This window comes from Wolbachia endosymbiont of Folsomia candida, assembly GCF_001931755.2.
Lineage (GTDB): Bacteria > Pseudomonadota > Alphaproteobacteria > Rickettsiales > Anaplasmataceae > Wolbachia.
Map to the genome: position 1 here is coordinate 17144 of NZ_CP015510.2, position 13447 is coordinate 30590.

At 34.9% G+C, this 13447-nt stretch carries 12 protein-coding genes and 2 tRNA genes; 2 read left to right on the top strand and 12 right to left on the bottom strand.

Going from position 1 to position 13447, the window contains the following annotated elements; translation table 11 throughout:
- Window positions 1-15 precede the first annotated feature (15 nt).
- The 5 genes from coaE to ASM33_RS00095 form a co-directional block, all read right to left on the bottom strand.
- The gene (gene coaE / locus ASM33_RS00075; RefSeq protein WP_110410540.1) at window positions 16-594 is read right to left on the bottom strand and encodes a dephospho-CoA kinase; all 579 of its coding nucleotides are present in this window, start codon (window positions 592-594) and stop codon (window positions 16-18) included.
- Between the two features lie 101 nt (window positions 595-695).
- On the bottom strand, window positions 696-2039 hold the full coding sequence (ffh, locus tag ASM33_RS00080; protein ID WP_110409582.1) for a signal recognition particle protein: 1344 nt from the start codon (window positions 2037-2039) through the stop codon (window positions 696-698).
- A complete protein-coding gene (locus tag ASM33_RS00085) occupies window positions 2024-3601 on the bottom strand; it encodes a proton-conducting transporter transmembrane domain-containing protein (RefSeq protein ID WP_110409581.1) in 1578 nt (525 codons plus the stop codon). The genes ffh and ASM33_RS00085 overlap by 16 nt, the downstream gene beginning before the upstream one ends.
- Window positions 3602-3944: 343 nt before the next feature.
- Window positions 3945-4271: a hypothetical protein gene (locus ASM33_RS00090; protein WP_110409580.1), complete on the bottom strand. Its 327-nt coding sequence runs from the start codon at window positions 4269-4271 to the stop codon at window positions 3945-3947.
- A gap of 240 nt (window positions 4272-4511) precedes the next feature.
- The gene (locus ASM33_RS00095) at window positions 4512-4874 is read right to left on the bottom strand and encodes a hypothetical protein (RefSeq protein WP_110409579.1); all 363 of its coding nucleotides are present in this window, start codon (window positions 4872-4874) and stop codon (window positions 4512-4514) included.
- A gap of 215 nt (window positions 4875-5089) precedes the next feature.
- On the opposite strand from ASM33_RS00095, the gene ASM33_RS00100 reads away from it, so the two are divergent.
- Window positions 5090-8251 (top strand): phosphoribosylformylglycinamidine synthase subunit PurL, encoded by a 3162-nt coding sequence (locus ASM33_RS00100; RefSeq protein WP_110410539.1) that lies wholly within the window; start codon window positions 5090-5092, stop codon window positions 8249-8251.
- A gap of 76 nt (window positions 8252-8327) precedes the next feature.
- Here ASM33_RS00100 and ASM33_RS00105 read toward each other — a convergent pair whose 3' ends face one another.
- The 4 genes from ASM33_RS00105 to ASM33_RS00120 all read right to left on the bottom strand — a co-directional run bounded on the left by ASM33_RS00105 (window position 8328) and on the right by ASM33_RS00120 (window position 10623).
- Window positions 8328-8714, bottom strand: a complete 387-nt coding sequence (locus ASM33_RS00105; protein ID WP_110409578.1) for a hypothetical protein — start codon at window positions 8712-8714, stop codon at window positions 8328-8330.
- Window positions 8715-8806: 92 nt separating this feature from the next.
- The gene (gene ubiG / locus ASM33_RS00110) at window positions 8807-9976 is read right to left on the bottom strand and encodes a bifunctional 2-polyprenyl-6-hydroxyphenol methylase/3-demethylubiquinol 3-O-methyltransferase UbiG (protein WP_112477176.1); all 1170 of its coding nucleotides are present in this window, start codon (window positions 9974-9976) and stop codon (window positions 8807-8809) included.
- Window positions 9977-9999: 23 nt separating this feature from the next.
- Entirely contained in the window at window positions 10000-10482 is a 483-nt protein-coding gene (gene ssb / locus ASM33_RS00115; protein WP_110409575.1) for a single-stranded DNA-binding protein, read from the bottom strand.
- Window positions 10483-10549: 67 nt separating this feature from the next.
- Window positions 10550-10623 (bottom strand) — tRNA-Arg (locus tag ASM33_RS00120).
- 145 nt (window positions 10624-10768) lie between these two features.
- Between ASM33_RS00120 and ASM33_RS00125 the strand changes: the two genes are divergently transcribed.
- Window positions 10769-10840, top strand: a tRNA-Glu gene (locus ASM33_RS00125).
- A gap of 161 nt (window positions 10841-11001) precedes the next feature.
- Here ASM33_RS00125 and lipB read toward each other — a convergent pair.
- The 3 genes from lipB to ASM33_RS00140 all read right to left on the bottom strand — a co-directional run bounded on the left by lipB (window position 11002) and on the right by ASM33_RS00140 (window position 13446).
- Window positions 11002-11619: a lipoyl(octanoyl) transferase LipB gene (gene lipB, locus ASM33_RS00130; protein WP_110409574.1), complete on the bottom strand. Its 618-nt coding sequence runs from the start codon at window positions 11617-11619 to the stop codon at window positions 11002-11004.
- A gap of 189 nt (window positions 11620-11808) precedes the next feature.
- Window positions 11809-12498 carry a hypothetical protein gene (locus ASM33_RS00135; protein ID WP_110409573.1) on the bottom strand — a complete coding sequence of 230 codons (690 nt, stop codon included), beginning with the start codon at window positions 12496-12498 and terminating at the stop codon, window positions 11809-11811.
- Window positions 12499-12798: 300 nt separating this feature from the next.
- On the bottom strand, window positions 12799-13446 hold the full coding sequence (locus tag ASM33_RS00140) for a type IV pilus modification PilV family protein (protein ID WP_110409572.1): 648 nt from the start codon (window positions 13444-13446) through the stop codon (window positions 12799-12801).
- Between the last annotated feature and the right edge of the window lies 1 nt (window position 13447).

Here is a 13447-nt window from a genome sequence, read left to right on the forward strand (position 1 = left end):
AAATTATCAAGATATTCAAGTTAATGAATCTACTATTTTCTTTACTTGAGAAAAAACTTCTTCTTCACTTACATCGGTATTAATAATGAAATCACTCGCCTTTCTTTTTACCTCAATAGGCAACTGAATTTTAGATATCAGATTAAGTTTCTCTTTACCTATATTACGTTCACTTAATCGTTGATTCTGTACAGCACTATTCGCATGAACAAAAATAATAAGATCGCAATATAAATGAATATTTGTTTCTAATAGAAGCGGCAAGTCCAAAACTAAAAATTTCCTGTTGATCTTTTTTTCACACTCAATGAAAAGTTCTAATTTACATAGTACAGCAGAATGAACCAAAGATTGGAATTTAATCCAATTTTTGTCATATGCTAAAAAATATTTAGATAGTACTGCTCTATTTATTTCACCATCTATCACTACCCCAGGGAAATTTTTTTCTGCATGGCTTATTATGCCTTTATCCACTTTGTAAAGCTGATGTACAACAGAATCGGCGTCAAACACAGCAGCACCAAGCTTTTCAAAACAGCTAGCAACAAAGCTCTTCCCTATCCCAATTCCACCTGTTATACCTATTATCACCATATAGAGAAGAAAAAACATGAAAAATATTCAAAAATCAAAGGATGCTACCCATGGAAAAAGATATAATTAAGAGGAAATTTTTCTATTTAGTAAATTCTTTATTTTTTACCTAGCATGTCCATCAAATCAGACTCTTTGAGTTTGCTGTGATCAACTTTACTGAATTTATTTACCATGGAGCTCATTTGGTCATATTGCTTAATTAAGAGGTTAATATCTGGCACGCTTGTTCCAGAGCCTTTTGCAATTCTGAGTCTTCTTTTTCCGTTCAAAATATCTGGATTTTGCCTTTCTTTTTCAGTCATTGAGTTTATGATAGCTATATATTTTTTTACTTTGCTATCATCTGGCACACCATTGCTTAGCTTTTTTGTAAATGAATTAGGAATGAACTTCATTATACCAGCCATGCCGTCCATTTTATTAAGGGTTTTTAGCATCCCTACTAAATCGTTTAGGTCGAATTTACCTTTTTTTACTTTCTTTTGTAGTTTATCAATTTCTTCCTGACCGACGATTTCTGCAGCCTTTTCAACCAATGATACAACATCACCCATGCTAAGTATTCTTTTTGCAATTCTATCAGGATAAAAATCATCAAGGTCGCTTAATTTTTCACCGCAAGCAATAAATTTAATTGGGCAATTAGTAATCATTTTCATCGAAAGTGCAGCGCCACCACGTGCATCACCATCAACACGTGTGAGAATAATGCCAGTTACACCTATTGTCTCATTAAATGATTTTGCGATATTTACTGCATCCTGACCTATCATAGCATCAGCTACTAAAATAACTTCTGCAGGCGAAGTGGCTTTTTTTACTTCCTTCAGTTCGTTCATCATATTATCGTCAATATGAAGCCTTCCTGCGGTGTCTAGTATCAATACATCATAATTATCGTTTTTCGCTGCTTTCAGCGCCCTTTTCGCAATCAAGAGCGGCTTTTCATCCGTTACTATAGGCAGAGAGTGAACATCTATTTGTTTACCTAGCACTTCAAGCTGTTTTTGGGCGGCTGGTCTATAAATGTCCAGTGAAGCGAGCATTACTTTTTTCTTTTGTTTTTTTAGTTTTAAAGCAAGTTTTCCTGAAGTGGTTGTTTTACCAGCGCCTTGTAAACCCACCATCATAATCACGCTAGGTGGTTTAGTTGTAAGATTTAAATCACTTTTTTCTGATCCAAGAACTGAAACTAAATTATCCTGAACAATTTTGATTATCATTTGTGCTGGAGAAACACTTTTTATGACTTTTTCTCCAATCACCTTGTCTTTAATATCATTGATAAATTGTTTGGCTACCTCGAGTGCAACATCAGCCTCAATTAAGGCTATACGTATTTCACGCATAGCGAGGTTAAAGTCATCCTCGGAAATAACTGACTTTCCTTTAAGCTTATTAAATACAGAATTTAAACTATCGGTTAATGATTTAAACATAATAACACTAGTAGAACACTAATTAAAAAGAGAGAAGCAGCCGAAACAAAACTCACTGAATTATAACTCAGCACTCCTTCAAGTTTAGTAATATTATTAAAGTATAGACTAGTAAGCAAATTAGTCAAGTTTTGCAATACAATTGCAGACATTTCTCTTATTTTAGAGGCCAATTTATTGAATAGTGAGATAATATATGGCACAAAAGCTCTAAAAATCCAATCAACGTCCATTTTAAAGTTTATTCTTGGGTAAAATAACTTTCGGAGTGGAATAAACAATAAAGTGGTACACAGCAGTAAATTAAATTGAGACCAAATATTTTTTGTGGTGTATACCAGATCAAAAATTGAAGATTGATTGTAAATAAACAAATAAGGATTGCCAGCAACTACGCATATAAACGCCAAAATGATCGTAGGTAGTTTATTTTCTTTCTCTGCTGAGAGTTTTGACTTACCTTTGGCAATAAATATGTAATAAATGAACTTCAGCCCTACGCTCAAATAAAGCAGTAAATTTAGAATCTTATATAAATTTTTATACCCTGTCAGAGCAGCAGCATTCATTCCTACTTCAGTTGCGATGTATGATTTGCTAATAAATCCAGCAGTTCCAGGAAATGCTGCCATTGAGAGTATTGCAATTATAGCACACATGCCTTCCACTGACACGAGTTTACCAATACCATTAAAGCTAGTTGATTTTGTTCGCACAATAACTGAATTTGCAACCACGAATAATAATGATTGATAAACAAGAGAGAAAATTATATGTAATGTAAGAATTGGTATAGCGCTCTCTGAAGGAGCAAGCAAACTTCCTGCAATAATTAGCAGACCCATTTGCCCCACAACATTATAGCATAAAAATCTGCGAATATTTTTCTCAAGAGAAGCAAATATAATGCTATAAACTGTAGTGGCAGAGCCTAATAACGCTAATGCTTCAGCATGGTTTTTCCATAAACTAAAAGTGTGTAAAAGCATCACTAAAAAAGAGACTTTAGTAGTAAATAAAGAGAGGTAGGTGGTGCCATGCAGCGATGCAGCGGGGTATGCATCAACAACCCAAAATGAAAAAGGGAAACAAGCGCAGTTTATGAGTAGTCCTATGATTATTAGATTTAATCCATTACTATTTTGACCAGGCAAAAGCGCTAGCCCTGCTATTAATATCACTCCAACAAAAAAGTGTACACAAGCGTACCTTATTGCTGGTCCACTTTCCTTGGAGCCCGCTGCGATGATAAAAAATGCACTAATACTCATTAATTCACAGAATATTATAACCAATATCATCTGCTTGGATAAAATTGCACCAAGTGAGCAAATAGTATAAGCAAAAAAAGATATCACCTCTGAGAAACTTAAAGTTCTGGCTGGTAAAACAACTAAAAATGCAACTGATAAAAAAGATATTAATATGATACGAAAGGATAGATCAAAACTTAGAATTGGTTGAGACCAATTTAACGCGCTGCTTAAATTTTCAGGTAATTTCAAAACTATCACTATTGATATAGCTAGTAAAAGTAACAATAACGATTTATAAAGCTGCACGATAGTTCAAATCAATATGTTATATGCTATCTCAACGTATGGATAAAATCAATTTGTATGTTAACCACTAATTAAACTAATTGACCTATAATGATATCAGGGTTTAGAGGGTTATAGAGAAACCGGTCAGATTAGGTTTTTAATCTAATCTGACCGATAGCTTTAATAGTGAGGTAAGCTTTAATATAGCACGCTGTATTTATAGCGCTACACTCGTGCATAATTTATTTTTTATTTGTGCACGAGCGTTAGTAAATTATTTACTTTTGGAGGTAGAATTCTCCAATATAGTATATTCAGGATTCTACCAATAGAACCTAGATATTTTTAATTAATTTATTTGTTACAAAATGTTGTAATCAAATCCATACGCTGAGGTTACTATATCATCAAAATCTTCTTCGGGTACTTTTATATCAAAAATAAATTTAGGTATATATCCTACTTGTCCCTGAGGATCATTATCGTTCTGCACATTGCGATACATTAATTTGGCCTTTTCAGTCGATTTCTCAGCAACATCATTAGTCTGGACATACAAATATCCATTCTTCCCAAGTGTAAATATTGTAGAAGCGCTAATGGCTCTAAATAAAGCATCATCACAACCTAGACAAAGTTCTGTATAATCCTTCTCCTGAAAGTTAAATCTTATATTCCTACCTGACATAACATTACCTTTGTAAAAATAACCATTATAACGTAAAGTTATTAACAAAATATGTATATTATGGTATAATTAATTTGAAATAATTTTGGTAGAGGTGTAATAACTATAGCTTCGTATTAGTAATGTAACAATCACTACACTCATGCATAACTTATTTACTTTTGGAAACAGAATTTGGTAGCATTTTATATCCAGGATTTTACGAGTAAAACCTGGATATTTTAATTAACTTTTTTTTACTTATAAAAGTTCATAATCAAATCCACGCGCTGCGCTTACTACATCATCAAAATCTTGTTTTGGTATCTTTATCTCAAAAATCCATTCGCCTTTAACTCCTACCTCCCCATCAAAATTAGGATGCAGTTTTTCAGACTGATTCATTAATGTTGTTCCATAAATCCCTTTACTAGTACCATTAGACTCAAGATATAAATAGTCTTTTTTTAGTGCAAAGGTCTGAGAATCTCTTTCGGCTCTAAATAAAAAACCATGACAATCGTTAGAAAACTTTTCGTAATAAGAATTTTGAGGAAACTTTTCGTAACAAAGCTTTTCATACTTATCCTCATGAAATTTGAATCTTATATCCCTGCCTGCCATAACATTACCTTTGTGAAAATAACAATTATAACGTAAAATTATTAACAAAATATGTGGATTATAGCATAGTTAATTTGAAGTAGCTATAGCTCCGTATTAGAAATGTAACAATGCAAACGTCTACCATGATTTTCACAAGTAAGTCGTTAAATAAAAACCATAAGCCTCTTTCAGCAAAGCATGTTATCATAGATGAAAAATGTACACTGGATTATATGACAAACATAAGAATAGAAGTTTTAAATAAATGTGAACAAGTTGGTGCAGTTAATGTTTACTCAATTCATATAAACAAAGATCTTACAGAAGAAATATGTGAAGAAATTTGCGGACTGTTTTATAACAAAGTTATACAGGAATGTCGTTATTATATTTTCGACAAGAGTCTTGAGGAAGTTCAATATGCATTCATAGAGCCACAAGCTGAATGGGGCTTAGAAATAAGTTTTTTACCTGGCATGACCGATAATTTAGGCAGCACAGCAAGACAAATTGTTAGAGAGTATTTAATAAGTAAAGACTCCTCTGTCATTCCGGCGTGTGACGCTGGAATCCAGAAAAAAGAAGAGTGGATCCCAGTGTCAGCTACTCTGATGACAAGAGAGAGCAGTGGGCTGGCAGGAGAGAGTAGTGGGATGACACCAATTGAGATAAGCGCTAAAAGTTCAAAATTGATTTTTGGTAAAGGTGAGATTCCGACTAAAGCCTACATAAAAGAGCAGTTTAATCCTATCACTGAGTATTGTACGCTCATCTATAAGGAAAGTAGTGGTTATAGCTGGAAATACTATGGTAAGTCAAAATATGTCATTCCAGCGCTCTCTTATTTGTCATCCCAGTGCTCCGACACTGGGATCCATAGAAAAGACGTCAATTCCAGTGCCAACTACTCAAATGACACCATTAATGGTAAAGCCAAACCTGTTGACTTAAATGTGAGTGACCAGGAGCTTGAAAAAATTAGCAGGGAGGGAATTGATGGTAATGGCACTCTTGGACTTTCACTACCTGCAATGAAAGCAATAAAGGATTACTTTAACAAGCTCGGTAGAAATCCATATGATATTGAGTTGGAATGTCTAGCGCAAACCTGGTCTGAGCATTGTAAGCACAATATTTTTTGTTCTCCTATTGATGAAATAAAAGATGGCCTGTACGCGCACTACATTAAACGTGCAACACGTGAAATAAACTCTGATATATGCGTGTCAGTTTTCTCCGATAATGCTGGGGGAATAATTTTTGATGACGAGTATTTAATTGTAGATAAAGTTGAAACTCACAATAGCCCTTCAGCTCTTGATCCATTTGGTGGAGCAATGACTGGGGTACTTGGAGTTAATCGTGATATAGTTGGTTTTGGTAAGGGTGCAGAGCCTATAATGAATACTTATTATTTTTGCTTTGCTAAGGAAGTAAAAGGCGAACTTTATAGGGATAAGGAGTGCACCGATGAGATTTTACCACCGAAATATATAATGAAAGAAGTAATTCATGGTGTAAATGTTGCGGGCAATTGCTCAGGCATTCCAACACAACTTGGATCTGTGTATTTTGATGACAGATTCTGCGGAAAGCCATTGGTTTTTGTTGGAAGCGTAGGAATTATTCCACGCAATATAAATAATGCACCTTCGCACATCAAAGGGCCTAAGAATGGCGATAAGATTGTAATTATTGGCGGAAGGGTTGGAAGAGATGGAATTCATGGTGCGACGTTTTCTTCAGAGGCATTGTCAGGAAATAGTCCTTCAACGGTTGTGCAAATTGGTGACCCCATAACCCAGAAAAAATTATCCAATGCCATTATAGAAGCAAGAGATCTTGGTCTTTATAATGCAATAACAGATAATGGAGCAGGAGGATTATCATCCTCTGTTGGTGAAATGGGGCAAAATGGATTTGAAGTGGATTTGAGCAAAATTCTATTGAAAAATGATGATATGGCTCCATGGGAAATGTGGATATCGGAGTCACAAGAGAGAATGACCTTAGCAGTACCGGAAGAAAATCTTTCTACATTTCAGCAGATCATGAAAAAACATGATGTGGAAGTCATTGTGATCGGGGAGTTTAATGATAGCATGAGGGCTAGGGTTCGAGTCTTATCACTCCCGCCAATAATGGATATCGAAACTGAGTTTCTGCACGATGGTAATCCTAAAATGCATTTAAAAACAAAGCCATGGAATGGAGACTGGATTCCAGTGTCAAGCACTGGAATGACACCAACCAGAACTTCTGATGTCATTCCAGCACTCTCTCCTTCTGTCATCCGAGTAGCGGACACTGGGATCCAGCATACTACAAATCAAGCTATTGAACTAAAAGAAATGCTAAGCAGGCCAAACATATGCAGTAAAGAGTTTATAGTTGTTCAATATGACCATGAAGTTCAAGGATCATCAGTGTTAAAACCATTGCAAGGTAAAGGCAGAGTATGCAGCGCAGCAATTGTATCAAGGCCAATTCTTTCCTCAATTAAAGGTGTTGTAAAATCGCAAGGGTTTGGCTCAAGCTACGGAGAAATTGACACTTATCACATGGCAGCATGTGCAATTGATACCGCGATACGTAATTACGTAGCTGCAGGAGGGAATATAAATCACTTAGCGTTACTTGACAATTTTTGTTGGTGCGATGCTTATAATCCGGAAAGATTGTGGCAATTGAAAAGAGCTGCAGAGGCATGCTATGATTACGCCACTGCATTTAAAACGCCATTCATATCTGGTAAAGATAGTATGTTTAACGACTTTAAGGGATATAACGAAAATGGTGAAGAAGTAATGATATCTGCACCACCTTCACTCCTCATCTCAGCAATTGGGGTTATAGAAAATATTGAAAATGCTGTGTCGCTTGATGTCAAAATACCTGGCGACCTGATATATATACTTGGAGAAACTCACGATGAACTTGGTAGATCTGAATATCAGCTATATAGTGGAACTGGTAATAACAACGTACCAAAAGTTGACGCAAAAAGCGCTAGAAAGTTGTACGAATGTTACAATCAAGCAATAAAAGATGGTATCATTGCTTCTGCAATCGCACCAAACCTTGGTGGTTTAATTATAGCTTTAGCAAAGTCGCTAATTGCTGGTGATCTTGGAGCTGAAATAGATCTTTCACTAGTGCGAGCAGCGGAAATACAAAATATAGATATGATGAACAAGGTGATAATGTTCTCTGAGTCACAAAGCAGAATATTGGTTACTATTGCACCGCAAAATCAGAAAAAGTTCGAAGAATTATTTCAAGGTATAGTTTATTCATGTATCGGTAAAGTGACAGAAGAAAAAGTATTGAATATAAAGGATATCATGGAAGTGGATATAAAAAGTTTGGCAGATAGTTATAGAAGGTTTAATTAGTTCTATAAACTAATACTTAGGGCAATTAATTGCAATAAACCTTCTACAAATTTAAATTTAAGCGGTTATGCGTTACCTATGAACCAATATAAATTTCAAAAAGAGGCGAATAATCCCAATGTTGATAGCTGAAAACTTGGGAATGACCAGGAAGCACCTCTAATTCAACTGTTACATCTCGACCAATTTCAGAATACTCAGGCTCTTTTATTAAGCGAAAATTTCTCATCACCAGTTTCTCCTGATACTCAGATCCATTCAGAACGGTCTCTATCTCCAAAGTATTCGTCCCATCATTTGTTAGGACAATGGTTGCAGAGTAATTTTTTCCTTCGGAACGATCATGTGTATTTTTCAGTGAATCTATAGTATAACCGCGAATGATCTCTTGGTAAATGTCGTTTTCATTGTGATCACGAACGTTGTAATCACTTACCTTTTTGAAGTGTATTGTGCTTTTCATAATTGTCTCCTACATTTAAAAATATGCCATATTCTACATAAACATAGTAAAAATTTTCTTAAGTAGATTTGTCCACTGGTCAAATGTAAGACTCAATCACTAAGCTTGCCACAAAGTATATAATTAACATCTACACCTTTGGTCAGATTCCATTCATTTTTTATCACGCTGTATTCCATGCCAGCCATATTATGTAATGACACATTGTTTTCTTGTAAGTGATTTGCAATTTCGGATGGCTTCATAAATTTGTTCCAGTTATGCGTACCCTTTGGCAGCCAGTTTAATATATATTCTGCACCAACTATCGCAAGGAGGAAAGACTTGATAGTTCTATTTATTGTGGATATAAAGATCAGTCCCCCTGGTTTGAGTAATTCTATTGCTCTTTTCATGAAAAATTCTAAATTATCCACATGTTCAACTACCTCCATCAGCAAAATCACATCATATTTTTTGTTGCTATTTAGCTCTTCAATGCTGGTATGTATGTATTCTATATTCAGCCCTACTTTTTTTGCGTGCGACTCTGCTACTTCGATATTTTCATTACACACGTCAACACCAGTAACGTTGATGCCAACACGAGCCATTGATTCTGACAAAATCCCACCACCGCATCCAATATCAAGCAGTGATATTGCTTTTAAATCGCATTCTTTGAGCTCTTTTATTTTCTCAATTATATAAGACGCTCTTACAGGATTGATCATATGCAATGGTTTAAATTTGCCATTTTCATTCCACCATTCGCCTGCTATTTTAGCAAATTTTGATATTTCATCTTCATTATAAGTTTTTTTCTCATTATTTTGAGAGTTGATATTATTGAGTTTGTTAATGCGTTCTTTGTGTCTAATTTCTTTTGAAAATTCTGTCTCCAGAAATTGTTTTACTATTTCTTTCGATAATTTGTTATCAGTAAACCTTGCACCAAGGCAAAGTACATTTGCGTCATTATGCTCACGTGACAATTTTGCAATTTCAATATTATAACATAAAGCAGCCCTAATTGATTCAAAACGATTCGCTGCAATGCTCATACCAGCACCCGTGCCACAAATTAATATTCCATAATCTGCTTTCTTATTTATAATATCTTTTGCAACGCTAGTAACGTAATCTGGGTAATCAACATGTTTTGTCTTGGAATTACAGCCACAATCAAGAACTGTATAACCTAAAATCTTCAAATAAGATTTGATTTCTGATTTCAATTCAAAACCAGCGTGATCTGAGGCAATTGATATTATATCCGGCATATCGGTTTATTTAGGTGATGTTATTAAAACGGTATTTCATCATCAATTAACTCATCTTTTATATCATTGTTGAAATTTTCGTACTTATTTTTTTGTTCTGGCTCATTTTGTTTGTATTCATTTGGTTTATAATCAGAACTTGTAGCACTACTACGCGAATCCAAGAGAGTAAGAACGCTGCTAAAGTTTTGCAGTACAACTTCTGTTGTATACCTTTCATTACCATTTTGATCAGTCCATTTTCTAGTTCTAAGAGCACCTTCAATATAAACCTTGCTTCCTTTACGCGCAAAATCCTTAACAACTCTTACCAACCCTTCACTAAAAATTACAATGTTATGCCACTCTGTTTTTTCAGAACGTGCACCAGTGGATTTGTCAGTCCAACCTTCGGACGTGGCTATCGAAAAACTTGCCATTTCCTTTCCATTTTGTGTAGTTCTGATTTCAGGATCTTTACCTAAATTACCAACCAATATAACTTTATTTACAGTACCACTAGACATAATTATTCTATAAATGAACTTCCTTATTATCTTATATGAAAATACTCTTGTCAAACTCAATTAAAAGTGCGCTTGGAGGGATTCGAACCCGCGGCCTTTGCCTCCGGAGGGCAACGCTCTATCCAGCTGAGCTACAAGCGCATAGTCTACTCAATTAGATAATCATACCCTGTTTAAGTCAAACTTTTGTTGTATAATGAACATAACCTCGTAAAATTGCCTTTGCTCTCAAATAATTGAATTGACTGAGCATGCATAATCGATATAGAATTAGTTAGTTCTCGTTGACTCTTTCGTCTAGTGGTTAGGACACCACCCTTTCACGGTGGTAACACGGGTTCAAATCCCGTAAGAGTCACTCTATAGGCACATTTAGACTTCTTTCAAAACTCGCTTTGAGAGGAAAGTGTTAGGAGCTCGCGGAGGCGGAAAACCGCAGTGTATTGAACATACATGAGGATTTGAGCGCTGAAGCAACAACGCAATTTCTCACAGAAGTAGAGTTTCAAAAGCAGTCTATTAAAATATTTTATAAAACTCTTGCTTCAGCACATCATTAAGTTCTGATACCGAAACTTTAACTCCTAGCTCTTCTATTGATGTGATACCATAATCTTGCAATCCACATGGAATTATACCTTTATAGTGAGAAAGATCAGGAGAAACATTAAGCGCTATACCATGATAAGTGACCCATTTTCTTAAGCGAATACCAAAAGCTGCAATTTTTTTCTCTACCCCGCCATTATTCACCCAAACGCCTATTCTATCTTCCTTAAACTCTCCAAATATATTAAAATATTTCAAAACATTTATAATCCACTTGCTTAAATTTCTAATATATAGTTTTATATCGCATTTATTTCTTTTTTTAAGATTTAGCATTAAGTATATAATACATTGACCAGGACCGTGGTATGTATGCTTACCACCTCTGCCAGTTTTATATATAGGAAATAACTTTTCAACAATATCGTCGTCTGTTGCACTGATTCCAGCTGTATATAAGGAAGGGTGCTCAAGCAGCCATACTAATTCATCTGCTAAACCACTCTGAATCTGCTCAATTTTTTCTTCCATGAATTTTACAGCATGGTTATAATCAATAAGCTGATTAGATACAAGCCACTCTACCATATTTAAAGTCCTTACTCTTTAGTCTATAGAATAAACTTAAGTACGCGGTACTGTCGAATTTTATATCTGAAGAGTGTGATTAGTTGATACAGCTACCAAGGTAATTGTAGTGAAATAAGAGTGCTTGCTATGGGAATTACAGTGCTAAAAAGAGGTAGAGCTAGCTCTACCTCTCAAAATTTTAACTTATTAGTTATTAAGTACTGTTTGCTTTACTCGTTCCTCAGCTTTTGGTGTTGCAACTTTTGAACTTGGAAGAAATGTAATGTTCAGTTCTGTTATATCATTTGTTCCAGTACCTAAGCCTAATTTTGTTAGCCTATCACCTTTACTATCAATTAGCTTATTCTCTACTGCCACTGAATTTATCTCTAAGTATACATTATTGCCATAACAAACTAAGGGATAATTTCTACCAGTAATGTACATTCTCTCACCTTGTGAGTTAATGAAATCTATACGATATTCACCTGCTAGAACCTCACCTTCGTCATCTTTATTTTGATGATTTGTTTTTATATACTCATAATCCTCTTGTCTTATGCATAGCACTATATTAGAACCATTAGCAAGAAGATTAGAATCAGTAGTAACAATAATCTTTGGACATTTCATCTCAGATATTTTATTGTTTCTGCTGATACCATATATTATCGCACAGCCTAGTAAAAAAAACGATGCAGCAAGAACAGCTAGTCCAGTCATGATAAAAGGATTAGCTGCTAAAATTGCAAAAGTTGCAGGTGCAGGAATATTCCAATACGGCATTGAAATTGCCACTAAAGAAACTATAGACGTTGCAAAAGCTAAAGTAGCGATCGATGCAAGTGCAGTGTTTGTTTTACGGAATTCACCACGATAATTCTTGAAAGTTGACACAACTTACTCCCTCTAAATAAAATATTAATATACCTAAATATATATAAAAAAATACTGTAATCAAGGAATTTTTAATACCGTCACTTTGGGTATAGATAATTAAGAAAGGTCTCCCATGTCAAATTTTATGGCAATCAAAGTATATTAAATTAAAAGATGGGGACAAGAATGGCAAAATCATGCAATGAAGATTTGTGTGAGTGTGTTTTAAAAGTGGTGGACGAGAAACAACAACCATGAAGGCTGTGAGGAGAGCTAAAAAGAGGTAAAGCTAGCTTTACCTCTAAAAGTTTTAACTTATTACTTAGTAGGTGCTGATTCCTTTGCTTGTTCCTCAGCTTTTGGTTTTTCAACTTTTAGCGCTTCAACTTTTGGACTTGGAAGTATGTCAATTGGAAGTTCAGAGCTTCCATCCTTAAAACCTAGTGTTTTTCGCAATTGTTCTCCAGTTATTGCATTACCATCACTACCTTTTACATCTATCTTTATCATCATACTATCACCCAACTTGTTGGCACTATCATACTTGCCAGCAACGTATACTCCCTTGCTTTTTGAAGTAGTAAGATCTATGCGAAATTCACTATTGTCATCAGAATTTTTTAGATTTTCTTCGATGAATTTATAATCTTCTCTTGTTACTACAAGTACATCATGACTTTTACAAACAACAATCTTCGGACCTTTCATTTCAGATATTTGATTGTTTTTTCTGATACTATAGATTGCTAAAAGAGCTACTGCAGCAAGCGAAATAGCTAAAATTCCTAAAGCTACCAAAGTAGCTGGTAAAGTTAGACCAATGCTGAGCAATAGTGCTGGTTTCATGAATATAGCTATTCCAGCTCCAATTGCTGCTAACGTAGATAAAGTACTTATAGTAGCACCAAATGTAAGTCCGATGTTTGTTCCGCGGTACTCACCACGATGATTTACGTAAGTTGACATA